Source organism: Enterobacter sichuanensis (assembly GCF_009036245.1).
Taxonomy (GTDB): Bacteria; Pseudomonadota; Gammaproteobacteria; order Enterobacterales; family Enterobacteriaceae; genus Enterobacter; species Enterobacter sichuanensis.
Genome location: NZ_CP027986.1, coordinates 839,135 through 860,249, shown reverse-complemented (window position 1 = coordinate 860,249; position 21,115 = coordinate 839,135). Strand labels below are relative to the sequence as shown.

Annotated in this window: 20 protein-coding genes; 5 read left to right on the top strand and 15 right to left on the bottom strand. The window is 54.5% G+C overall.

All coding sequences use genetic code 11. The features are described from left to right. The first annotated feature begins 45 nt into the window (after positions 1 to 45). The 3 genes from rcsF (at position 46) to proS (ending at position 2,985) form a co-directional block, all read left to right on the top strand. On the top strand, positions 46 to 450 hold the full coding sequence (gene rcsF, locus C1N69_RS04035; RefSeq protein WP_025756835.1) for an Rcs stress response system protein RcsF: 405 nt from the start codon (positions 46 to 48) through the stop codon (positions 448 to 450). Next, positions 447 to 1,154, top strand: coding sequence for a tRNA (N6-threonylcarbamoyladenosine(37)-N6)-methyltransferase TrmO (gene tsaA / locus C1N69_RS04030; protein ID WP_155030714.1), 708 nt, complete (start codon positions 447 to 449; stop codon positions 1,152 to 1,154). The genes rcsF and tsaA overlap by 4 nt, the downstream gene beginning before the upstream one ends. A 112-nt stretch (positions 1,155 to 1,266) precedes the next feature. Then, a complete protein-coding gene (gene proS / locus C1N69_RS04025) occupies positions 1,267 to 2,985 on the top strand; it encodes a proline--tRNA ligase (RefSeq protein WP_045285883.1) in 1,719 nt (572 codons plus the stop codon). Positions 2,986 to 3,032: 47 nt separating this feature from the next. On the opposite strand, the gene nlpE is transcribed toward proS, so the two are convergent. Genes nlpE through C1N69_RS04010 form a run of 3 tightly spaced genes read right to left on the bottom strand, consistent with a single transcriptional unit; the run spans position 3,033 to position 4,730 of the window. Continuing rightward, positions 3,033 to 3,731, bottom strand: a complete 699-nt coding sequence (gene nlpE, locus C1N69_RS04020; RefSeq protein WP_025756832.1) for an envelope stress response activation lipoprotein NlpE — start codon at positions 3,729 to 3,731, stop codon at positions 3,033 to 3,035. Positions 3,732 to 3,765: 34 nt separating this feature from the next. Further along, complete coding sequence (arfB, locus tag C1N69_RS04015; RefSeq protein WP_023334585.1) at positions 3,766 to 4,188, bottom strand: alternative ribosome rescue aminoacyl-tRNA hydrolase ArfB; 423 nt, start codon at positions 4,186 to 4,188, stop codon at positions 3,766 to 3,768. After that, positions 4,185 to 4,730 carry a YaeQ family protein gene (locus C1N69_RS04010; RefSeq protein WP_025756831.1) on the bottom strand — a complete coding sequence of 182 codons (546 nt, stop codon included), beginning with the start codon at positions 4,728 to 4,730 and terminating at the stop codon, positions 4,185 to 4,187. Before C1N69_RS04010 ends, arfB begins: the two co-directional genes overlap by 4 nt. A 196-nt stretch (positions 4,731 to 4,926) precedes the next feature. Here C1N69_RS04010 and C1N69_RS04005 point away from each other — a divergent pair, with 196 nt between their 5' ends. Together C1N69_RS04005 and rof are read left to right on the top strand one after the other, a co-directional pair. Next, on the top strand, positions 4,927 to 5,127 hold the full coding sequence (locus C1N69_RS04005; RefSeq protein ID WP_008501889.1) for a YaeP family protein: 201 nt from the start codon (positions 4,927 to 4,929) through the stop codon (positions 5,125 to 5,127). Then, positions 5,114 to 5,374 (top strand): Rho-binding antiterminator, encoded by a 261-nt coding sequence (gene rof, locus C1N69_RS04000; RefSeq protein WP_025756830.1) that lies wholly within the window; start codon positions 5,114 to 5,116, stop codon positions 5,372 to 5,374. Before C1N69_RS04005 ends, rof begins: the two co-directional genes overlap by 14 nt. Positions 5,375 to 5,402: 28 nt before the next feature. Here the strand turns inward: rof and tilS are convergent, their stop codons facing one another. The 12 genes from tilS to bamA form a co-directional block, all read right to left on the bottom strand. After that, positions 5,403 to 6,692, bottom strand: a complete 1,290-nt coding sequence (gene tilS / locus C1N69_RS03995) for a tRNA lysidine(34) synthetase TilS (RefSeq protein WP_155030713.1) — start codon at positions 6,690 to 6,692, stop codon at positions 5,403 to 5,405. Between the two features lie 58 nt (positions 6,693 to 6,750). Continuing rightward, entirely contained in the window at positions 6,751 to 7,140 is a 390-nt protein-coding gene (locus C1N69_RS03990) for a VOC family protein (protein ID WP_025756828.1), read from the bottom strand. Between the two features lie 65 nt (positions 7,141 to 7,205). Continuing rightward, a complete protein-coding gene (locus C1N69_RS03985; protein ID WP_095449666.1) occupies positions 7,206 to 9,338 on the bottom strand; it encodes a lysine decarboxylase LdcC in 2,133 nt (710 codons plus the stop codon). A 100-nt stretch (positions 9,339 to 9,438) separates the two neighbouring features. Then, positions 9,439 to 10,398: an acetyl-CoA carboxylase carboxyl transferase subunit alpha gene (gene accA, locus C1N69_RS03980; protein WP_025756826.1), complete on the bottom strand. Its 960-nt coding sequence runs from the start codon at positions 10,396 to 10,398 to the stop codon at positions 9,439 to 9,441. A 12-nt stretch (positions 10,399 to 10,410) separates the two neighbouring features. Next, entirely contained in the window at positions 10,411 to 13,893 is a 3,483-nt protein-coding gene (gene dnaE, locus C1N69_RS03975) for a DNA polymerase III subunit alpha (RefSeq protein ID WP_155030712.1), read from the bottom strand. Between the two features lie 38 nt (positions 13,894 to 13,931). Further along, positions 13,932 to 14,528 (bottom strand): ribonuclease HII, encoded by a 597-nt coding sequence (rnhB, locus tag C1N69_RS03970; RefSeq protein ID WP_025756824.1) that lies wholly within the window; start codon positions 14,526 to 14,528, stop codon positions 13,932 to 13,934. Continuing rightward, positions 14,525 to 15,673 (bottom strand): lipid-A-disaccharide synthase, encoded by a 1,149-nt coding sequence (gene lpxB / locus C1N69_RS03965; protein WP_045285879.1) that lies wholly within the window; start codon positions 15,671 to 15,673, stop codon positions 14,525 to 14,527. Before lpxB ends, rnhB begins: the two co-directional genes overlap by 4 nt. Further along, positions 15,673 to 16,461 (bottom strand): acyl-ACP--UDP-N-acetylglucosamine O-acyltransferase, encoded by a 789-nt coding sequence (gene lpxA, locus C1N69_RS03960; protein ID WP_025756822.1) that lies wholly within the window; start codon positions 16,459 to 16,461, stop codon positions 15,673 to 15,675. Before lpxA ends, lpxB begins: the two co-directional genes overlap by 1 nt. A gap of 3 nt (positions 16,462 to 16,464) precedes the next feature. Beyond that, on the bottom strand, positions 16,465 to 16,920 hold the full coding sequence (gene fabZ / locus C1N69_RS03955) for a 3-hydroxyacyl-ACP dehydratase FabZ (RefSeq protein WP_010426706.1): 456 nt from the start codon (positions 16,918 to 16,920) through the stop codon (positions 16,465 to 16,467). A 102-nt stretch (positions 16,921 to 17,022) separates the two neighbouring features. Further along, positions 17,023 to 18,048: a UDP-3-O-(3-hydroxymyristoyl)glucosamine N-acyltransferase gene (gene lpxD / locus C1N69_RS03950; RefSeq protein ID WP_047957784.1), complete on the bottom strand. Its 1,026-nt coding sequence runs from the start codon at positions 18,046 to 18,048 to the stop codon at positions 17,023 to 17,025. 3 nt (positions 18,049 to 18,051) lie between these two features. After that, a complete protein-coding gene (gene skp / locus C1N69_RS03945; protein ID WP_023334576.1) occupies positions 18,052 to 18,546 on the bottom strand; it encodes a molecular chaperone Skp in 495 nt (164 codons plus the stop codon). A gap of 121 nt (positions 18,547 to 18,667) precedes the next feature. Further along, on the bottom strand, positions 18,668 to 21,085 hold the full coding sequence (gene bamA, locus C1N69_RS03940; protein ID WP_045285877.1) for an outer membrane protein assembly factor BamA: 2,418 nt from the start codon (positions 21,083 to 21,085) through the stop codon (positions 18,668 to 18,670). Between the last annotated feature and the right edge of the window lie 30 nt (positions 21,086 to 21,115).

The window sequence follows — 21,115 nt, the reverse complement described above, 5'->3', positions numbered from 1 at the left end:
ACTGATTCAATATCTGACGTTTTGATTATCCATTGAGGAAATATTATGCGTGCTTTACCGATCTGTCTTTTAGCACTCATGCTGAGCGGCTGTTCTATGCTAAGCAGATCTCCCGTTGAACCTGTTCAAAGCACGGCAACCCCGCCAAAAACCGAGCCTGCGAAACCGAAAGTGGTTCGCGCTGCGCCAGTTCGCATCATCACGAAGGCGGACGAACTCGTTGGTAAACCGTTCCGTGAGCTGGGTGAAGTGAGCGGTGAATCTTGTCAGGCGACCAATCAGGACTCACCACCGAATATTCCGACCGCGCGTAAACGTATGCAGATTAACGCGGCAAAAATGAAAGCCAATGCGGTCCTGCTGCACAGCTGTGAAGTGACCAGCGGCACTCCAGGCTGCTACCGTCAGGCGGTCTGCATCGGATCTGCGCTGAACATTACGGCGAAATGAGTGCATTTCAGTTCGAGCAGATAGGCATCATCCACTCTCCTTATAAAGAGAAGTTCGCCGTGCCCCGCCAGCCCGGTCTTGTTACCAGCGGTAGCGGCGAGCTTCACCTGATAGCCCCTTACAATCAGGCTGATGCGGTGCGCGGGCTCGATGCCTTTAGCCATCTCTGGGTGGTGTTCGTGTTTCACCAGACGATGGAAGGCGGCTGGCGTCCTACCGTGCGTCCTCCTCGTCTTGGCGGAAATGCGAGAATGGGCGTGTTTGCGACTCGCTCGACTTTCCGTCCAAACCCGGTTGGCATGTCGCTGGTTGAGCTGAAAGGTATACGTTGCCAGAAAGATCAGGTGGTACTCGAGTTGGGTAGCCTGGATCTGGTCGACGGCACGCCGGTTATCGACATCAAACCCTATTTGCCTTTTGCCGAAGCCCTCCCGAATGCGCGCGCAAGTTATGCTCAGGATGCTCCCCAGGCGGATATGCCGGTCTGGTTTACCCCTGAGATAGACTCGCAGCTCAGTCAGCTGGAGAAACGCTATCCTCGTTTGCGGAATTTCATCATCGAAGTGCTGGCGCAGGACCCCCGTCCGGCCTACCGTAAAGAAGAGGAAGCAGGAAAAACGTACGCCGTCTGGCTGCTCGATTTTAACGTTCGCTGGCGCGTCACCGGGGCAGGTTTTGAAGTGTTTGCTCTTGAACCCAGGTAATTTTGTTCTCCTCTCTTTTGGCATCTTTGCCACACTGGTAAACTAAACCACTTTTTTTGTGTCAGGCTGGTGTTTCAGCCTGTTCCAATCGTCGAAATGGAACCGTAACAACATGCGTACTAGCCAATATCTGCTCTCCACTCTGAAGGAGACGCCTGCCGACGCCGAAGTGATCAGCCATCAGCTGATGCTGCGCGCCGGGATGATCCGCAAGCTGGCCTCCGGGTTATACACCTGGCTGCCGACCGGCGTGCGCGTCCTGAAAAAAGTCGAAAACATCGTGCGTGAAGAGATGAACAACGCCGGTGCTATCGAGGTGTCCATGCCTGTGGTTCAGCCCGCTGACCTGTGGCAGGAGAGCGGTCGTTGGGAACAGTATGGTCCTGAACTGCTGCGCTTTGTCGATCGTGGTGAGCGTCCGTTCGTTCTCGGCCCAACGCATGAAGAAGTCATCACCGACCTGATTCGTAATGAGCTGAGCTCTTACAAACAGCTGCCGCTGAACTTCTTCCAGATCCAGACCAAATTCCGTGACGAAGTTCGCCCACGCTTCGGCGTAATGCGCTCTCGCGAATTCCTGATGAAAGACGCCTACTCTTTCCATACCTCTCAGGAATCCCTGCAAGAGACCTACGACAAAATGTACGAGGCATACAGCAAAATCTTCTCCCGCATGGGACTGGATTTCCGTGCTGTGCAGGCCGATACCGGCTCCATCGGCGGTAGCGCATCCCATGAATTCCAGGTGCTGGCACAGAGCGGTGAAGACGATGTGATCTTCTCTGACTCCTCTGACTACGCGGCGAATATCGAGTTTGCAGAAGCACTGGCACCAAAAGAACCTCGTGCTGCCGCAACGCAGGAAATGACGCTGGTAGATACGCCAAACGCGAAAACCATTGCCGAGCTGGTTGAGCAGTTCAACCTGCCTGTCGAAAAAACCGTGAAAACGCTGCTGGTGAAATCCACCGAAGGAAGCGCTTACCCGCTGGTAGCCCTGCTGGTACGTGGCGATCACGAGCTGAACGAAGTGAAAGCAGAGAAGCTGCCGCAGGTCGCCAGCCCGCTGACCTTCGCAACGGAAGCGGAAATCCGTGCCGTGGTAAATGCAGGTCCAGGCTCGCTGGGTCCGGTGAATATGCCAGTACCTGTGGTTATTGACCGCACGGTAGCCGCGATGAGCGATTTCTCCGCGGGCGCGAACATCGACGGTAAACACTACTTCGGCATCAACTGGGATCGCGACGTCGCAACCCCTGAAGTGGCAGACATCCGTAACGTGGTCGCAGGCGATCCAAGCCCGGATGGCCAGGGTACTCTGATGATCAAACGCGGTATCGAAGTCGGTCACATCTTCCAGTTGGGTGACAAATACTCTCGTGCACTGAACGCCGCGGTTCAGGGTGAAGATGGCCGTAACCAGATCCTGACCATGGGTTGCTACGGTATCGGGGTGACGCGTGTGGTGGCTGCGGCGATTGAGCAGAACTACGACGAGCGTGGCATCGTCTGGCCGGACAACATCGCGCCGTTCCAGGTGGCTATTCTGCCAATGAACATGCACAAATCTTACCGTGTGCAGGAGCTGGCCGAGAAACTGTACGCCGAGCTGCGCGCTCAGGGTATCGAAGTGCTGATGGACGACCGTAAAGAGCGTCCAGGCGTGATGTTTGCCGATATGGAACTGATCGGTATTCCGCACACTGTCGTCATCGGCGACCGTAACCTGGACAGCGACGAGATTGAATACAAATACCGTCGCAGCGGCGAAAAACAGATGATCAAGACCGGCGACATTCTTGATTACCTGGTTAAAGCCATCAAGGGCTAAACAAAAAACCCCGCTCAGGCGGGTTTTTTTAATGGCTCAACGTCAGCTTATTTGCTGTTACAGTCTTTGCCCGCGACAAACTTCGCGTCTTTATCTGCCACCAGCGTTTTCACCATCTCTCCGCTATCCGGGTTGGGCTCCAGCGTAAAGTGACCGTCAACCGTCAGTAATACCGGCTTACTGTCATTGCCACGCGCCACGGCATAATCGCGTTCAAGCTGCGCATTGTTTGCCACGCTGACTTTCCTGCCGGTTGCGCAGTCGGTGAATATCGCCGCATCCGCCATGTAGAAATACATTCCCCGCATTGCCATTGGCGTCGCAGGCAGGGCCGCTTTTACCGGCGCCAGCGTATAATTGAACTGGGATTCGATAGGATTGCCTTCGCGATCCAGCATTTCCATCCCCTCGCCTTTGGCGCGGAAATACGTTTTCTCGCCGGCGGTATCCGTCAGAACCAGCTTCTCCGCCGTTCGCGCCCATGTCCCGTAAGAGGCAAATGACGAAGGTTCTTTCGCGCCCTGATAGCGCTGATTCATCACCCAGGTTCCGTCTTTTTGCAGGAACAGAGAGGTTTCAATACCCTCACAGTCTGCGCAAGGCAATACACCGCGCCAGCTCTGCTGCATCGGCTTTAACTCTTCATTCTGCGCGGGCTGCAAAACCTGCGTTTCAGAACGGTTGTTACACCCAAAAAGCGCAAACAGCGTACTCACCGCCAGCGCTGACAATAATGCTTTTTTCACAATGAATTCCTTATGAAAATTGTGTTCCCTTTCGTCACTCTGTCGGGCGACGAACTTTACCGCGTAGTGCTTTCACTGTGGATTTCTGAGCCTTCGAGGACAGCCGGCGCTCTTTCGATGCGCGGGTTGGCCGCGTGGCCCGACGGCTTTTTTGTACCGTCGTTAATTCTTTGATGACCGCCACCAGCCTGGCTATTGCCGCTTCCCGGTTTAACTCCTGGCTGCGGTATTCCTGAGCTTTAATCACCATCACGCCATCGCTGGTAATGAGGTGATGGCTGGCGGCGAGCAGGCTTTCTTTGTAATACTCTGGCAGGCTTGAGGCCCGAATGTCAAAACGCAAATGGATAGCCGTCGACGCCTTGTTGACGTGCTGCCCGCCAGCCCCCTGCGCACGGATGGCGGTGATCTCCAGCTCGCTGTCAGGGATGCTGACGTTTCGGGACAAGACGATCATGACGCGGGCTGCCACGCCGTTAAATGAATTTCCAGATTATTCTGAGAATCAGAGAGCCAGATGGCGCCATCCTGAATCGTCGCCTGCAAAACCATGGTCCGGCCAGCGAATTCGCTCAGCTGCGCCAGCTGCTCATCATCCAGATACCAGACCGTAAGATTTTTAAACTGTGCGCACTTGCTCTTGTTTTGCTGCCACCAAATCTCCGCAGCGCGCTGATTATATGCGAATAAGGCCACTTCTGCGGATTGCGTGCAGGCCTTCTTCATTCTGCGTTCATCCGGCAGACCGAGTTCGATCCACAAATCGATACCCAGATGATCGTTGCGCAGCCAGGCTTCAGGCTCATCTTCAGCGCTTAGCCCACGGGTAAATTGCAGCCGCTCGTCGGCGTACTTAATCCACGCCAGCAGGCGCAGCATCATGCGCTCCTGGGTTTCGGAAGGGTGGCGAGCCAGGGTCAGCGACGCATCCAGAAACTGGTTGCGATCAAGATCGGCCACATTGACCACTGCTTTATAAATTGTCGCTTTCAGCGCCATGAGAGAACTCCATTCGATTCAGGCGCACATTGTAGCGAAAACAGCGGCAAAAGGCTGTTACGGGGTGATAAATACACCACTATCAAGGCTCTGATATTGCTTAAATGAGTATGGTATAGTCACCTTGCTAAACCGAGTTTATCTTCGTAGGCTTAATGAGATCTCACAGTAAGTCAGTGCGCTGGCGGGAGGGGATGTGAACAATTATTGTGAGTTAATTCGCAAACGGTATGCGGAAATCGCCAGCGGAGATCTGGGGTATGTCCCGGACGCGTTGGGCTGTGTATTGAAAGTGCTTAATGAAGTGGCCTCTGATGAGAGCCTTTCAGAGTCGGTCAGGGAAAAAGCAGCGTATGCTGCGGCGAATTTACTGGTGAGCGATTATGTCGATGAATGATACCTATCAACCCATCAATTGTGATGACTATGACAACCTCGAACTCGCCTGCCAGCATCATTTAATACTGACGCTGGAGCTAAAAGATGGCGAAGTGTTGAAGGCGAAAGCCAGCGATCTGGTTTCACGTAAGAATGTGGAATATCTGGTAGTGGAAGATGGCGGGGCGACGCGTGAGCTGCGTCTGGATAAAATTGCCAGCTTCAGCCACCCGCAAATCGGCACCGTCGTGGTGAGCGAATCCTGATGAGACTAACGGGCAGCCTGGCTGCCCGTTACGCTTTCTGCCACTCAAAACTGACACCCTCTTCCGACCACCCCGCTTCCGTGATGAAAACACCCGCAGCAGCAATCAGCGTTTCACCGTAAAACAGCAGCGGCGTGGTGTCGCGCAGCCATGGCGGCACGTTGCACTCCTGCCAGATCTTCTTAAGCTTGCGTCCCCCATTACGCCCGACGATATGCAGCATGCCGCCAGCCTTAAAGCGAACGGTTACCGGCTCTCCTGACGCAGGCAGTCGCACATGCCCAGACGGCACCAGAGTTACACGCCCGATCTCACAGGGCAATATCAGCGGTGCGTCAGGGGAAGGCCAGTCGAGCACCACATCAGTGAGTGAAGGCATCGATTTTACCCACCAGAGCTCACCTTTAAAGCGTCTTACGTCAAAACCGTTCAGGTGTACGCAAGGAGCAGCATCTTCCCGCGCCAGGGCGACTTCGTCCCAGATGCGGCTCAGCATTGCCCGCGACGGCATCACCGCGTGATGCGAGGCCAGCCAGCGTCGTAACAGTGCGGCGCGACGTACCGGGCTCCTCCCTTGCAGCGGTGCAATTGCCAGCGCCCCATTTTCAGAGATCAGTTCAGCCAGCTCTTCACTTAACAGCTCATCGAGCAATGATTCCTGTTCTGCGCACAGTATGGCGCTTCTTGCTGTCGCATCGGCAAAATGCGGCCAGCGCTCGCGCAAAAGCGGGAGAACGCGCAAACGCAGAAAGTTACGGTCATAGCCGTCATCCTGGTTGCTCTCATCGTCAATCCAGTTCAGTTGATGTTCTCGTGCCCAGGCTTCCAGCGACGCACGCGTTTCGCCAAGCAGTGGGCGCAGTAATTGCGTCCCCGCAAACTCAGCCCGCTCCGGCATGGCTGAAAGCCCCGCCGGCCCGCTGCCCCGCTTAAGCGCCAGCAAAAAGGTTTCGCACTGGTCATCCAGATGCTGGGCCGTGACCAACACTTCGCCGGGCTGTAGCGCGCCGGCAAACGCAGCATAGCGGGCTTTACGCGCCTGCGCCTCAACGCCCAGCCCCTCATCCTTAAGCGTGACGCGCTCCACAAGCAGTGGGATTGCCCAGGCTGCACACAAGGCTTCACAGTGCGCCACCCACGCCTCTGCGTGAGGGCTTAATCCATGATGAATATGCATCGCCCGAAGCTCGACATCGGGTTCCTGGTCGCGCCAGCATTTAAGACGATGGAGCAGAACGGTGGAATCCAGACCACCGCTAAACCCCACCAGCAGCTGGCGGTAAGGTGAAACGGCTTGTGCGATTGCGGGTAAGGTCATAGGAAATTACACATAAAAAATGCCCGAACGGAGCGGGCATTATCACACAGGACAAACATTACTGCTGGTAAAGCTCCAGCGGCAAACCGTCCGGATCGTTGAAAAAGGTAAAACGCTTGTCGGTGAACGGATCGACACGGATCGCCTCGCACGCGACGCCGTGCGCTTCCAGATGTTTGACTGCGTTATCCAGGTCATCAACGCTGAAGGCCAGATGACGTAGCCCACAGGCCTCCGGGCGGGACGGACGCGCAGGCGGAAAAGGAAAAGAGAACAGCTCAATCACATATTGCCCGTTCAACGCCAGATCGCCCTTCCAGGAGTCACGCTCCTCACGGTACGCCTCGCTCATCAGCGTAAAACCGAGGATATCGCAGTAGAAGGCCTTACTTTTCGCGTAATCGGTCGCAATGATCGCAATATGGTGAACCTGTTTTAAACCCAGCATAGCTTCTCCTTTTTATGATGCCTGAACGTTACAACCGAAAACCCACACCTGGCAAGCGGTCACCTTTATTTTAGGACTCGCACCCAGTAAACACCGTTTTCATCGCGCTTCGCCCCGTGAATATCCGTCTCAAAACCCGGGTAGTGACGTCCTACTGAACAGAGCATCAGCAGGAAATCGAGCACGGCCCGGCTCGCTTCGGTAATCATCTCTCCTGGCATCAGGAGCGGTACGCCCGGCGGGTAAGGCAGGATCATGTTAGCCGATACGCGTCCGACCAGGTTTTCCAGCTCGACGGTTTCAACCTCCCCTTTCACCTGGCGCTGCCAGGCGTTGTGCGGCGTGAGTTTCATCTCGGGCAAGACATCAAAAGCCTGAAGCATGAGGCGCGGCAGATCGTGCTGACGGATCAGCCTGTGGATCCCCTGGGCCAGATCCTGAATGCGCATATTGCGGTAGAAATCAGGATCCTCCGCGTAGAGATCCGGCAGCATATTCTTCACCCGCAGGTTGAGATCGTAGGCGCGCTTAAACTCCATCAGGCCGCGCAACAGCCCCATCGCCCGGGTCTTATCAATCCCAATGCTGAAGAGGAACAGGAGGTTATAGGGGCCCGTTTTTTCCACTACCACGCCCCGTTCATCAAGGAACTTCGCCACCAGCGCGGCCGGGATCCCCTCATCGCTCATCCTGCCCTGTTCATCCATGCCCGGCGTCAGGATCGTCACTTTTACCGGATCGAGGAACATGTGATCGCCATCGGCATCCCGGAAGCCATGCCAGCCTTCACCGGGTGAAACCGGCCAGCACGCCGCCTCATCAATCTCTTCCGGCTGCCAGATATCAAAGAACCAGCCGTCGGCTTCCTCTTTTAACCGCTGAACTTCTTTGCGGAAATGCAGTGCCCGCTCCACCGAACGATTAATAAGACGTTTGCCCGGATTACCACGTAGCATCGCCGCCGCCGTTTCAATGGAAGCCACCAGCGGATAGCTCGGTGAGGTAGTGGTGTGCATCATAAAGGCTTCGTTAAAAGTCTCTTCATCGTACTCGCCTTTGATGTGAATAAGCGAAGCCTGAGAAAACGCCGCCAGCATTTTGTGCGTCGACTGCGTTTCGAAGAACACTTTGCCCGGTACGCGTTCACCGCTCATGCCGCTTTTCCCTGCGTAAATCGGGTGGAAATTGGTGTACGGTACCCACGCGGAATCGAAGTGGATCGACGGCACGTCCAGCGTCTTTTTGATCCAGTCCGTGTTGTACAGCAGACCGTCATAGGTTGAATTGGTGATCACCGCATGGACAGGCCAGCTTGCACCGGGGACGGCCGCAACCTTGCTTTCAATGGCATCATGCGTAAATTCGCGCCGTGGAATACCGCCCAGAATACCCAGCGCGTTTCGCGTGGGCGACAGCCAGAGCGGTACGACGTCGCTCATCATGAGCAAGTGTGCCAGCGATTTATGGCAGTTACGGTCAATCAGCAGAGTGCTGCCAGCAGGTGCAGCGTACATCCCGACGATTTTGTTCGAGGTCGAAGTACCGTTGGTGACCATATAGCTCTGCTCAGCACCAAAGGTGCGGGCGATGTACTCTTCGGCTTCAAGATGCGGGCCGGTGTGATCGAGCAGAGAGCCCAGTTCAGTGACTGAAATGGATACGTCCGCTTTCAGCGTGTTGCCACCGAAGAAGTCGTAGAACAGGCAGCCCACCGGGCTCTTTTGATAGGCTGTCCCCGCCATATGGCCTGGCGTACAGAAGGTATATTTGCCCTCCTTCACGTAGGTGAAGAGTGCGCGGGTAAACGGCGGGGTAATATTTTCGAGATATTCACCGGTATATTGCTGAATACGGGTCGCAATATCTTCCGCAACGCCGAGCGAATATTCAAAGAACCACAGCGCCATACGCATATCATTGGCGCTGACATCCATGGTCGAGTGGGTATTAATAAATGCGTACAGCGGGAGGTATTCGTTCAGCTTGTTGATATCGCTGCACAGTTCGAGGTCATATTCATCCCAGTCGAAGATCACCCCACAGATACGTGGATTGTGCTCGATGAACTTCAGCAGGTCAGCGCTGTTGTGCGGCCAGATCAGCTGATACCCGCGCGCCTGCAGGGCCTGCTCCAGCTCCTTGATGGGCTCGTCTTTATAGAAGACGCCGTGCGGCCCCATAATGGCAATGATGTTCACGGTTTACCTCCTTGAAAAACATTAGCTAAGCATAGTTAAGGTAAACGGCAGGTATAAAAAAAGCCGCAACATTGTGCGGCTTTTCAGATAATTGTGAAGCTTACGCGTAACCGTAGGTCATCAGACGCTGGTAACGACGATTGAGGAGATCCTCTGTGCTCAGCACATCAAGATCCGCCAGGTCAGCCAGCAGCTGTGCTTTCAGGGAAGCCGCCATCGCTTCCGGCTTACGATGCGCACCACCCAGCGGTTCCGGAATGATGGAATCAATAAGCTTCAGCTCTTTCAGGCGTGGCGCAATGATGCCCATCGCTTCTGCAGCCAGAGGCGCTTTGTCGGCACTTTTCCACAGAATGGACGCACAGCCTTCCGGGGAGATAACGGAATAGGTGCTGTACTGCAGCATATTCACTTTATCGCCCACGCCAATCGCCAGCGCGCCGCCGGAACCGCCTTCACCAATAACAGTACAAATGACCGGTACCTTCAGACGGGACATCTCACGCAGGTTACGTGCGATAGCTTCAGACTGACCGCGCTCTTCCGCGCCCACGCCAGGGTATGCCCCCGGGGTGTCAATAAAGGTGATGATTGGCATATTAAAACGCTCAGCCATCTCCATCAGACGCAGGGCTTTACGGTAACCTTCCGGTGCTGGCATACCAAAGTTACGACGGATTTTCTCTTTGGTTTCACGACCTTTCTGATGACCAATGATCATCACCGGGCGTCCGTCCAGACGCGCGATACCGCCAACGATAGCTTTGTCGTCAGCGTATGCGCGATCGCCTGCCAGTTCGTCAAATTCGTCAAACGCCAGGCGGACATAATCCAGGGTGTACGGACGCTGCGGGTGGCGTGCCAGCTGGGCTACCTGCCATGCGCCGAGATCGGCAAAGATTTTGCGCGTCAGCTCTACGCTTTTTTCGCGCAGACGATGCACTTCTTCGTCGATGTTAATATCCAGTTTTTCATCCTGACGGCTTACCGCTGTCAGAGAATCGATTTTCGCTTCCAGCTCAGCAATCGGCTGTTCGAAATCAAGGAAATTCAGACTCATAGTATTCCTGTATTAGTCAAACTCCAGTTCCACCTGCTCCGAACCAATGAGGCCACGGAGATCGTTCAGTAAACGATCGCTCGGAGAGACACGCCACGTTGCACCAAAGCGCAACCGCGCACGTGCATCCGCCCTCTGATAGTAGAGATGTACTGGAATTGTCCCCGAGCGGTGGGGTTCCAGAGACTGACGGAGTCGGTTTAAAAGCTGGTCATCAATTTGCCTGTCCGTCAGCGAGATAGCAAGCCCGCGAGCATATTTTTCCCGGGCTTCGTCAATGTCCATCACTTCGCGGGCGGTCATTTTAAGCCCCCCACTGAAGTCATCAAAGCTGACCTGTCCGCTGACGATAAGTATGCGGTCTTTTTCCAGCAATTGCTGGTATTTATCCAGCGCGTCGGTGAACAACATCACCTCCAGACGCCCGGAACGGTCATCCAACGTACAGATGCCGATACGATTGCCGCGCTTGGTGACCATAACCCTTGCAGCAATCACGAGCCCCGCAGCCGTGGTGATTTTACCACGTTCTGTCGGATGCATGTCTTTCAGCCGATAGCCTCCGACATAGCGCTCAATTTCTTTAATGTACTGGTTGATCGGGTGACCCGTCAGGTACAAGCCCAGCGTTTCACGTTCACCGTCCAGCACCACCTGTTCTGGCCACGGCAGACAGTTGGCATAAGACTGTTCGATCTGCTCCGGCTCTTCCGCCAGCACGCCGAACATATCCGCCTGGCCAATGGCTTCCGCTTTAGCGTGCTGATCCGCCGCTTTCAGGGCGTCCCCGAGGGAATTCATCAGCGCCGCGCGGTGCGGCCCCAGCCTGTCGAACGCGCCGGACATGATCAGTTTTTCCAGCACGCGGCGGTTCAGTTTTTTGGTATCGGTACGGGCGCACAGGTCGAACAGCTCGCGGAAGTAACCGCCGTTGTTACGCGCTTCGATGATCGCCTCGATCGGCCCTTCACCTACACCTTTGATCGCACCGATCCCGTAGACAATTTCCCCGTGATCGTTAACGTGGAAATGGTAAAGGCCTGAGTTGATATCCGGCGGCAGGATCTTCAGCCCCATGCGCCAGCATTCGTCCACCAGCCCCACGACCTTCTCGGTGTTGTCCATATCGGCGGTCATTACCGCCGCCATAAACTCAGCGGGATAGTGCGCTTTCAGCCACAGCGTCTGATACGAAACCAAAGCATAGGCGGCGGAGTGGGATTTGTTAAATCCGTACCCGGCGAATTTCTCCACCAGGTCGAAGATTTTCATCGCCAGTTCGCCGTCAACGCCGTTTTTCTTCGCGCCGTCTTCGAAGATGGAGCGCTGCTTGGCCATCTCCTCCGGCTTTTTCTTACCCATCGCACGACGCAGCATGTCCGCGCCGCCGAGCGTATAGCCTGAGAGCACCTGGGCAATCTGCATAACCTGTTCCTGATACAGGATAATGCCGTACGTTGGCTCCAGTACCGGCTTCAGGCTTTCATGCTGCCACTGCACGTCTGGGTAGGAAATCTCTTCGCGCCCGTGCTTACGGTCGATAAAGTTATCCACCATCCCCGACTGCAGCGGGCCCGGACGGAACAGCGCCACCAGTGCGATCATATCTTCGAAGCAGTCAGGCTGCAGACGCTTAATCAGATCTTTCATGCCGCGGGATTCAAGCTGGAAGACCGCGGTGGTCTCCGAGCGCTGCAGCATGTCGAAACTTTTCTTGTCATCCAGCGGGATAGCGGCGATATCCAGCGGCGGTTCGCCGTTCTTTTCGCGGCGGGCGTTGATCATCTCCAGCGCCCAGTTGATGATGGTGAGCGTACGCAGACCGAGGAAGTCGAACTTCACCAGTCCGGCGTATTCCACGTCGTTCTTATCAAACTGGGTTACCGGATGCTGGCCCGCTTCATCGCAGTAGAGCGGCGCAAAATCGGTGATTTTGGTAGGGGCGATAACCACCCCCCCCGCATGCTTACCGGCGTTACGCGTCACGCCTTCCAGCTTACGCGCCATGTCGATCAGCGCTTTGACCTCTTCGTCCGCTTCGTAGATTTCCGGCAGTTGCGGCTCGGCTTCAAAGGCTTTCGCCAGCGTCATGCCCGGATCGGGCGGCACCAGTTTAGAGATGCGATCGACGAAACCATACGGATGCCCCAGCACGCGGCCCACGTCTCGGATAACTGCTTTTGCCGCCATCGTACCGAAGGTAATAATTTGCGATACCGCGTCACGGCCATACATGTCAGCCACGTGCTCAATAACCTGGTCACGTTTTTCCATGCAGAAGTCGACGTCGAAGTCGGGCATCGAAACACGTTCCGGGTTAAGAAAACGTTCGAACAGCAGGTCAAATTCCAGCGGATCGAGGTCGGTGATTTTAAGCGCATAGGCCACCAGCGAGCCTGCACCGGAGCCACGGCCCGGTCCGACCGGTACGCCGTTATCCTTCGACCACTGGATAAACTCCATTACGATCAGGAAGTAGCCCGGGAAGCCCATCTGGTTAATCACCTGGAGTTCAATATCCAGGCGTTCGTCATACTCCGGACGACGTTTTTTACGCTCTTCTTCATCCGGGAAGAGGAATGCCAGACGCTCTTCCAGACCTTCTTTTGATTTCATGACCAGGAAGTCTTCCGTGGTCATATCTCCCGTCGGGAACTGCGGCAGGAAGTATTCGCCGAGGCGAACGGTAACGTTACAACGCTTGGCTATCTCAACGCTGTTTTCCAGCGCTTCCGGGATATCGGAGAAGAGTTCGCACATCTCCTCCTCGCTGCGCATATACTGCTGCGACGAGTAGTTGCGCGGACGTTTGGGATCGTCAAGGGTGAAACCATCATGGATCGCTACGCGAATTTCGTGGGCGTCAAAATCACCGGCCTCAAGGAAGCGCACATCGTTGGTGGCAACCACAGGCAACCCGCGCTCTTCAGCCAGCGCCACGGCGGCATGGAGATAGCGCTCTTCATCCGGACGACCGGTACGGATCAATTCAAGATAATAACGATCCGGGAAGTGCTCTTCATAGAACGACACACACTGATCCACCAGCGCCATATTGCCACGCAACAGGGATTTGCCGACGTCACCCATACGGCCGCCTGAGATTAGCAGCAGCCCTTCGTTCAGCTCTGCCAGCCAGTCGCGATCGATCCACGGCCCTAACGCGCCATAACCGCGCTGATAGGCTTTTGAGATAAGCAGCGTGAGGTTTTGATATCCCGTGTTGTTCATCGCCAGCACGGAGATTTGCGTCATTTCGTCGCCGATAAGATCGCTCTGCACGTGAAAATCAGCGCCGACAATCGGCTTCATCCCCGCGCCATGCGCCGTTCCGTAGAACTTCACCAGGCCACACAGGTTGGTAAAATCGGTGATCGCCAGCGCAGGCATGCCAAGAGAGGCCGCCTTTTTTACCAGCGGCCCGGTCTTCGCCAGCCCATCGATCATGGAGTAGTCGCTATGCACCCGCAGGTGTACGAAACGTGGTTCAGCCATCTTCAGATTCCGCGTTACTTAATTGCTTGCGTATTGATTCAGGACACCCGTCCCAGCGCGCGTTTCACCGGGCCAAAACTGCGCCGGTGATGTTCGGTTGCGCCATGTTCAGCCAGTCTTTCCAGATGGAAAGCTGTAGGATAGCCCTTATGCTGGGCGAAGCCATACTGAGGGTAAGTGAGATCCAGCGCGGCCATTTCGGCGTCGCGTGTCACTTTGGCAATAATAGAAGCTGCGCTGATTTCCGCGACCCGGCTATCGCCTTTGACAACCGCCATGGAAGGCATGGGCAATGCCGGACAGCGGTTGCCGTCAATCAGAACATATTCAGGCGCAATTTTCAGACCCGCAACCGCACGCTGCATCGCCAGCATCGTGGCATGCAGAATATTCAGCTCGTCTATTTCATGCGGCTCAGCACGTCCCAGGCTCCAGGCCAGCGCCTTCTCCTGAATCTCACTAAACAGCGCCAGTCGCCGCTTTTCGGACAATTTTTTAGAGTCGTTCAGCCCGATAATCGGACGGGCCGGATCGAGGATCACCGCAGCGGTCACTACAGCCCCCACTAACGGACCACGGCCGACTTCGTCCACACCCGCCACAAGGTGGGTGTGAGGATAAACAAATTCCATCATTTTGCTAACTCCAGCACCGCATCAGCCGCTTGCTCATCGGCATTACAGCGGATCTGCTGATGCAGTTCGCGGAACGTATCATGCATCTGGTGGCTGGTCTTACCGTTGGCGAGCAGCGGTAACAACGCATCGGCCAATGCCTGAGGCTGACACTCATCCTGCAGCAGTTCTTTCACCAGTTCACGCCCGGCAAGCAGGTTTGGCAGGGAGACATACTCCGTTTTCACCAGACGTTTTGCCAGCCAGAACGTGAACGGCTTCATGCGATAGCCTACCACCATCGGGCATTTTGCCAGCATGCACTCCAGGGCTGCCGTACCGGAGGCCAGCAGCGCGGCATCGCTCGCAACCATCGCCTCACGGCCTTTTCCATCCAACAGATGGATGTGGAGATCCGGTGCAACCTCGGCTTTAATACGCTCAAACTGCTCCCGGCGTTTAGCATTCACCAGCGGCACAACCACTTCGAGATCGGGATACGTATTGCGCAGAATTTGCGCGGTTTTCAGGAAGTCCGCGCTAAGCATCTCCACTTCTGCGCCACGACTGCCCGGCAGCAGTGCCAGACAGTGCGCATCATGCGGGATCCCCAACACGTCACGCGCCGCGTTTTTATCCGGATCCAGCGGCATCGCATCCGCCATGGTATGTCCGATAAAACGGCACGGAACATTGAATTTATCGTAAAACGCTTTTTCGAAAGGCAGGAAAGCCAGCACCAGGTTGGTGGACCGCCCAATTTTGAAAACACGTTTCTGTCGCCACGCCCAGACGGACGGACTGACGTAGTGAATGGTTTTAATGCCCTGCTTTTTCAGATTCCCTTCGAGGGTAATGTTGAAATCAGGCGCATCAATACCGACAAAGACATCGGGTTTGAGCTCGGTAAAGCGGCGGGTGAGATCGGCACGAATATGCAGTAAACGGCGTAACCGCCCCAGCACCTCAACGATGCCCATCACGGCCAGCTCTTCCATTTCGTACCAGGCTTCACAGCCTTCGGCCTGCATCAGCGGGCCAGCAACGCCCACAAAGCGTGCGTCAGGGACACGCGCCTTCAGCGCGCGGATGAGACCTGCACCAAGAATATCGCCGGAGGTTTCTCCGGCGACCAGGGCTATCGTAAGCGGACGACTGTCGACCATTAACGAATCAGACCCCTCGTGGAACGGTCAAAGAATTCCATGAACGCGTTCACTTCCGGGTGCTTTTTCGCCAGTTCGGCAATTTCCGGCTTCGCCTCTTCCAGCGTTTTACCGCTACGGTACAGCAGTTTGTACGCGTTGCGGATGGCAGTAATCGCTTCGCGGCTAAAACCACGACGCTTGAGGCCTTCGATGTTCACGCCAAACGGCGTGGCATGGTTGCCCTGCGCAATCACATAAGGTGGGACGTCCTGCGCCACACCGGAGCATCCACCGACCATCACGTGCGCACCAATGATGCAGAACTGATGGACTGCGGTCATGCCGCCAATAATTGCGAAGTCATCAACCGATACGTGTCCTGCCAGCGTGGCATTGTTGGCAAGAATACAGCGGTCACCCACGGTACAGTCGTGCGCGATATGCGCATTAACCATAAACAGGTTATCGCTGCCCACCTTCGTCAACCCACCACCCTGTACTGTTCCACGATGAATGGTGACGCTTTCGCGAATACGGTTACGATCGCCGATTTCCACACGGGTCGACTCACCAGCATATTTAAGATCCTGGTTAACTTCGCCGATGGAGGCGAACTGATAGATCTCGTTATTGCAGCCGATGGTCGTGTGACCATTCACCACAACGTGAGATTTCAGTACTGTACCCTCACCAATTTCGACATGGGGTCCAACAATACAAAACGGGCCAATGTGGGCGTTAGCACCAATGATGGCACCCACTTCCACAATGGCGGTAGGATGAATAAAGGCGGATTTATCAATCACGTATCAGGACTCCCGGCTACGAGCACACATCATTGTCGCTTCGCAAACAACTTTGCCGTCAACCAGCGCTACGCCTTTGAAGCGAGTCAGGCCACGACGCGTTTTTTCAAAAGTGACTTCCATGATCATCTGATCACCAGGCACGACAGGACGCTTAAAGCGTGCTTCATCGATACCCGCGAAGTAATACAGTTCACCTGGCTCCAGTTTGCCAACGCTTTTAAACGCCAGAATACCGGTAGCCTGTGCCATGGCTTCGAGGATCAACACGCCCGGGAAGATGGGTTTCCCCGGGAAGTGCCCCTGGAAGAACGGCTCATTCACGGAAACATTTTTCACTGCGCGCAGAAAACGACCTTCTTCAAAGTCCAGCACACGGTCTACCAGCAGAAACGGGTAACGGTGCGGCAGAAGTTCTAAAATCTCTTCAATATGCAGAGTATGAGTGTCAGTAGTCAAAATACTCTTCCTGTCAAAATGTACTGATAACAATAATAACACGGCCTGCCGGTTTATTAGAAAGCCGACAGGCCGGGAAAAATAGCGTTAAACGGATGACGCTTAGTCTTGTTGATCGATCTTGCGCTCAAGGGACTTGAGGCGCTTGCTCATATCATCAATGTTCATCACCAGAGCTGCTGTTTTACGCCATACCTTGTTGGGTTGCAGCGGAATGCCTGAGGAATAGACGCCAGGTTCAGTGATAGGACGCATTACCATGCCCATACCCGTCACCGTCACCTTGTCGCATATTTCCATGTGGCCATTAATCACGCTTGCGCCGCCAATCATACAATAACGGCCAATTTTCAGGCTGCCGGCCATGATGACGCCCCCCGCAACCGCGGTATTGTCGCCAATCACAACGTTATGCGCAATCTGACACTGGTTATCGATGATAACACCATTGCCGATGATGGTATCGTCCAGCGCGCCACGGTCAATGGTGGTACAGGCGCCGATCTCCACGCGATCGCCAATGATAACGCGACCCAGTTGTGGGATCTTAACCCAATTACCCCGATCGTTAGCGTAACCAAAGCCATCAGAACCAATCACGGTGCTGGACTGGACGAGGCAATTTTCGCCAATTTCAACTTCATGATAAACGGACACATTGGCCCATAAACGGGTCCCCGCGCCGATTTTCGTATTTTTCCCAACGAAGCAACCCGGGCCAATGACGACGTTATCGCCCAGCACGACGCCGGACTCAATAACCGCATTGGCGCCCACGGCGACGTTGTTACCCAACTGCGCCGTCGGATCAATCGCTGCACTGGCAGCAATGTCCTGGGCCGGCTGCGGCGTGGTATCAAGAATTTGAGCCATGCGTGCATACGTCAGGTAGGGATTTTTCACTACCAGTGCCGCGCTAGTGGCAAACGGAAGATCGTCCTGCGTCAGAACAACAGCTGACGCCTGGCATTGAGCCAGTTGCTCACGGTACTTAGGGCTTACCATGAAGGTAATCGTGCCAGCTTTAGCAGATTGCATGGACGCAACAGCGGTGATGACGATATCGCCATCACCGTGTAATTCTGCATCCAACTGCTGAGCTAAATCAGCCAGTCGAATTGAAGGCATTACTTATTTAACCTGTTTCAGAACATCAGCGGTGATGTCTTTAACATCGCTGCTGTTGAAAGCAACGGCGTTCGCATCAACAACCAGATCGATGCTCTGATCGGCAGCCACTGCTTTAACAGCGGTCTGAATGCGAGTCACCAGCTTGCCACGTTCTTCGTTAGAACGACGCTGACGATCCTGCTCGAAAGCCTGCGCTTTCTGGGAGAACGCCTGGCGCTGAGCCATTACGTCTTTTTCCAGTTTGCTGCGGTCGCTTGCTTTCATGGTAGAACCATCACGCTGCAGACGCTGCATTTTGGACTGAAGATCGTTTTCCATACCCTGCAGTTCGCTTGCACGGCCTTTGAATTCGTTTTCCAGAGTCGCAGAAACACCAGTTTTCTGTGCAACCTGCTGGAACAAATTACCCATGTTGACGATTGCAATTTTGTCTGCTGCCTGAGCAGAAGTTGCCATCGCTAAACCGAGACCTGCAGCTAATAACCACTTTTTCACAATTAACTCCTTACCATCCCATTGGCACCAGAAGGTACCGTTCTTTGCGTGGCAAGGCGACCGTTTACCGATCGCCAGTTGTCAGCGCTACACTGCCAACGCATTCCTTTGCCGCGGATTATTACCAGGTTTTACCAATGTTAAACTGGAATTGCTCCGACTTATCTCCATCATATTTCTTAAACGGCTGGGCGTAAGAGAAGACCAACGGCCCCAGCGGTGACATCCATTGTAATGCGATACCGGCAGACATGCGAATATTGCTCGGATCGCTGTAGTCTGGAACACCTGCCGCACGCATCTGGGCCGTATTCTCCCAGTTGGTATCCCACACCGTACCGGCATCCCAGAAGAAGGACGTACGGACGGAGTTCGCGTATTTATCACTGATAAACGGCGTTGGGGTGATGAACTCCAGGCTGGCAACGGCCATCGCGTTACCGCCCACCGCATCATCAGAACTACAGACTTCAGATGAGGAGGACTTATCGCAGTTATCTTTGTCGTTCCCGCCGTAGTAAACCGCTTTCGGACCAATGTTGTTGGACTGGAAGCCACGAACGGTGCTGGAACCACCCGCATAGAAGTTTTCATAGAATGGCAGTTCTTTGCCACCTAAGCCATCACCATAGCCCCAACGGGTACGACCCAGAACCACCCACTTATGATCGTCATCGATCGGGAAGTAGGACGCGGTATCCAGAGTGACCTTATAGAACTCGTTATCGGAACCCGGCACGGTAACTTTACCATTCAGGTTGACGCGAGAACCTTCCGTCGGGAAGTAACCACGGTCTAGACGGTTATAGGTCCAGCCGTAGTTGAAGGTGAAGTCATCCGCCGCAAAACCGTTGTTATCGCTGTTTTTGCTCGCTGACTGGCCAATAGAATCCAGGTAACGCCACATGGCCACCTGCGGTTGCATATTGGACAGGTCGTTATGCACGTAACCTAAGCCCGCACGCAGGGTGTTGTATTCGTTAACCGGGAAGCCAAGCGTACCGTCCACACCGTAACTCTTGTTGGTGTACGAAGACAGATCCGCATCGTCCGCTTTAAAGTCGTTATAGAAGATACGACCACCCAGGCTCACACCATCAACGGTGAAGTATGGGTTAGTGACAGAGAACTCCGAGTAGGTCTGGTAGTCGTTTTTGGTACCGTTAATACCCACAGAGTAACCTGTACCCAGCCAGTTATCTTGCTGTACACCGACCTGGAAGCTCACGCCGCTTTCAGTACCGTAGCCCACACCGAAGTTGAAGCTACCGGTGTTACGCTCTTTCACTTTATAAACGACGTCAACCTGGTCCGGGCTGCCCGGTACGCGCTGGGTATCGGTATCAACCGTTTCAAAATAGCCCAGACGGTTCAGACGCTCTTTACCCTGATCAACGAGATCGCTACCTAACCATGCGCCTTCCATCTGACGCATTTCGCGACGCAGAACGGAGTCTTTGGAGGTGTCGTTACCGACGAAGCGGATCTTACGCACGTAGAAACGGTTGCCCGCATCAACATTAACGTGCAGCTTAACGGTTTTATCCGCATCGTTGATTTCCGGCTGCGTTTGTACGCGCGGATAGGCATAACCATAACGGCCGAGCAGCTTCTTAATGCTGTCTTCCATTTTGGTGACTTTGGAGCCGCTGTAGAGATCGCCTGGCTGAATTTTGGTCAGCGATTCGATTTCAGCAGAATGCCCCGCCAGGTTACCACTCACTTCAACACCCGAAAGCTTGTACTGATCGCCTTCAGTGATGTTAATCGTAATGTAGATACCTTTCTTGTCCGGCGTCAGGCTGACCTGAGTCGAGTCAATGTTGAAACGCGCATAGCCACGATCCAGATAGTAGCTGCGCAGAGTTTCAAGATCGCCCGCCAGTTTCTGTTTCTGGTATTTGCGATCGCCCACCACGTTCCACCACGGCACTTCGTCACGCAGCTGGAAAGTGGAGATCAGTTCGTCGGTGCTGAACGCGTGGTTACCGACAATGTTGATCTGCTGGATCTTCGCTGAAACACCTTCCTGGAAGACCAGTTTCAGGTCAACGCGGTTACGTGGCAGTGGCGTCACCACCGCTTTCACGCTGGCGCTGTATTTACCGACGCTGTAGTAGAAGTCTTCCAGACCTTTTTCAATGTCTGAAAGGGTTGTGCGGTCCAGAGATTCCCCCACACGAACACCGGATGCTTCAAGGTTCTGCTTGAGCATGTCATCTTTCACCGACTTGTTACCGGAGAAAGTGATACTGGCGATCGTTGGACGTTCTTTTACCTGTACCAGCAGGGTATCACCATCGCGCAGGACGCGGACATCCTCGAAGTTGCCGGTGGCAAACAGAGCACGGATGGTGTTACTGATGTCATCATCATTAACCGTATCGCCGGGGCGCACAGGCATACTGAGGAGGGCCGCACCAACGGCGACACGCTGAAGGCCTTCGAAATGAATGTCTTTCACTACGAACCCGTCAGCACCGTATACGGTGGCGCTGCTAAACAGCAGCGACGCTATGAGCAACTTTTTCATCGCCATCGTTATTATGCGTTCTTCCTAACTAACTCT

Excerpts from the sequence above, each read along its gene's own strand:
- rcsF (WP_025756835.1), top strand. The coding sequence starts at position 46 with ATGCGTGCTTTACCGATCTGTCTTTTAGCACTCATGCTGAGCGGCTGT.
- tsaA (WP_155030714.1), top strand. The coding sequence starts at position 447 with ATGAGTGCATTTCAGTTCGAGCAGATAGGCATCATCCACTCTCCTTAT.
- proS (WP_045285883.1), top strand. The coding sequence starts at position 1,267 with ATGCGTACTAGCCAATATCTGCTCTCCACTCTGAAGGAGACGCCTGCC.
- arfB (WP_023334585.1), bottom strand. The coding sequence starts at position 4,188 with ATGATCGTCTTGTCCCGAAACGTCAGCATCCCTGACAGCGAGCTGGAG.
- C1N69_RS04010 (WP_025756831.1), bottom strand. The coding sequence starts at position 4,730 with ATGGCGCTGAAAGCGACAATTTATAAAGCAGTGGTCAATGTGGCCGAT.
- rof (WP_025756830.1), top strand. The coding sequence starts at position 5,114 with ATGTCGATGAATGATACCTATCAACCCATCAATTGTGATGACTATGAC.
- tilS (WP_155030713.1), bottom strand. The coding sequence starts at position 6,692 with ATGACCTTACCCGCAATCGCACAAGCCGTTTCACCTTACCGCCAGCTG.
- C1N69_RS03990 (WP_025756828.1), bottom strand. The coding sequence starts at position 7,140 with ATGCTGGGTTTAAAACAGGTTCACCATATTGCGATCATTGCGACCGAT.
- accA (WP_025756826.1), bottom strand. The coding sequence starts at position 10,398 with ATGAGTCTGAATTTCCTTGATTTCGAACAGCCGATTGCTGAGCTGGAA.
- dnaE (WP_155030712.1), bottom strand. The coding sequence starts at position 13,893 with ATGGCTGAACCACGTTTCGTACACCTGCGGGTGCATAGCGACTACTCC.
- rnhB (WP_025756824.1), bottom strand. The coding sequence starts at position 14,528 with ATGATGGAATTTGTTTATCCTCACACCCACCTTGTGGCGGGTGTGGAC.
- lpxB (WP_045285879.1), bottom strand. The coding sequence starts at position 15,673 with ATGGTCGACAGTCGTCCGCTTACGATAGCCCTGGTCGCCGGAGAAACC.
- lpxD (WP_047957784.1), bottom strand. The coding sequence starts at position 18,048 with ATGCCTTCAATTCGACTGGCTGATTTAGCTCAGCAGTTGGATGCAGAA.
- bamA (WP_045285877.1), bottom strand. The coding sequence starts at position 21,085 with ATGGCGATGAAAAAGTTGCTCATAGCGTCGCTGCTGTTTAGCAGCGCC.